This window comes from Bacillus sp. C30, from assembly GCF_040838255.1.
GTDB classification, from domain to species: Bacteria; Bacillota; Bacilli; order Bacillales; family Bacillaceae_G; genus Bacillus_A; species Bacillus_A mycoides.
On record NZ_JBFPJH010000512.1, the window covers coordinates 1 to 1,817 of the forward strand.

3 protein-coding genes are annotated in these 1,817 nt (G+C 36.5%); all 3 read left to right on the top strand.

The window, feature by feature from the left end; translation table 11 throughout:
* Positions 1-707: 707 nt before the first annotated feature.
* The gene (locus AB3X49_RS22355) at positions 708-944 is read left to right on the top strand and encodes a YqaI family protein (RefSeq protein ID WP_367964807.1); all 237 of its coding nucleotides are present in this window, start codon (positions 708-710) and stop codon (positions 942-944) included.
* 150 nt (positions 945-1,094) lie between these two features.
* Positions 1,095-1,286 carry a hypothetical protein gene (locus tag AB3X49_RS22360; RefSeq protein ID WP_367964809.1) on the top strand — a complete coding sequence of 64 codons (192 nt, stop codon included), beginning with the start codon at positions 1,095-1,097 and terminating at the stop codon, positions 1,284-1,286.
* 5 nt (positions 1,287-1,291) lie between these two features.
* Positions 1,292-1,817 (top strand): AAA family ATPase (locus AB3X49_RS22365; protein WP_367964811.1); only part of this gene is annotated, 526 nt, incomplete at its 3' end.

Consider the following 1,817-nt stretch of genomic DNA (forward strand, 5'->3'; position numbering starts at 1 on the left):
TACCGAACGGATTAGTGGATGCGCATAAGACACTCGTTAGAGAGATTACATGGAATAAACTGGACATGTTTCAAAAGAAAGGATGTTGTTAGGATGATGGGTGGAATAACGGAAATGGATGTATTGCTATTCGTTGTATTTAATATAGCGGCAGCAATAGACCTGTTGGATATGACGTATTGCGAGCTGTAAAAACGACAAAAAGGCCTATAGAAAGGCCTTATGTCTAGTAAACTATACCAAATGACAGAAGCTCATTCTTATTTTAACAGGCCTTAGGGTGGAATACTAGTTTTGTTAGAAAGAAAATTCAGTCTTATTTGAGGTTATAGAATTGAGAATACCAAAAAGCCCCGAGATTCGGGGCTGTAACAAGGGTAAAGAATTGAAAGGGAAATTCCCAATCGTTGATAAATAAGAAAGGTATGTAAAGTTTACTATAAATATATACAGATTGACAGTGGTAGTTTATGACAAAAAAAGAACCTGTTTGCACAGGTTAAAAGTCAGGGTATTTCGTACTTAAGATGAATCAACCATATTTTAACAGATTATAAGTTCGAATGCTAGTTTTATAAGTCGGAAAATTCAGTTATTTATGCCGATACAATACGCTCCGTACGAGTAGAGCGCATGTACTTAACTTTAATTACAAGGCTGAATCAGTATATCAAGTATCTATCAAATTGTAAATGGAGGGGTAGCTTGTGATAGAAAACCCAATGGTTTTACATAACGGGTACGGCATTCGTGATCCACAGGAAGATGAACCGGTACCGTTCAAAGATATATGTGGATCGGATGTATTTCTAGAGGAAGACGTCCTCGTTTCTCCAGACGGAGAAATTTTACTACGGGAGAATGCTATTCCTTACTTACTCACTATTTTAGGATTCCAGGAAAGAATGGCAGGTGAATGGGATGAGTTTACAACAAAAGATTGAAAATGAGGTTTTTATTTTAAGGCACCTAATCGATCGATACAAGCGTTGTGTTGATTCCGAATCTATTTGTGTGGTAATTGCCTATGAATATGGACTACAGGCGCTGATAGAAATCTATGAAATGAGTAAGCAAAAAGAGGTGATTCCGTTTTGAACGCTTCAATAGAAGAATTAGAAAAAACGCTATCTGTGGAACGAAGAAGGCTAAGTGAATACCAACGGGAATTAGAAAGGCTAATAGAAAAGAAACCGATTGTTGAAAAAAATATTCGAGAAACTACAGGTAAAATCTTTGACCATGAAGCTTCCATTTTTGTTCTAAAAAGCATGGCGAAGGAGTGAATCAATTGGAAATCACAAACGGTGCTGCAATTACCAAAAGTAAAAAAGCGAAAATCATTATCTACTCAAAGCCAGGTAACGGGAAAACAACGGTTGCTGGATTGCTACAAGGTAAAACATTAGTCCTTGATATCGATGGGACAAGCCAAGTGTTATCTGGTTATGAAAATGTAGATGTAGCTAAAATTGATGGTGAAAATCCACATGATAGCATCCTACAGTTTTACGCATTCGCAAAAGCGAACATTAGTAAGTATGACAACATCTTCATCGATAATCTAACGCATTACCAAAAGTTATGGTTGCTTAAAAAAGGCGAAAATACAAAAAGCGGTATGCCGGAATTAAAAGACTACGCCTTACTAGATAACCATCTTCTAAAGTTAGTGGAAACATTTAATTCGTTAGATGCAAATGTTATTTTCACAGCTTGGGAGACAACAAGAAATATCACTCATGATGATGGTCAGCAATACACACAATTCATTCCTGATATTCGGGATAAGATCGTCAATCACATTATGGGAATCG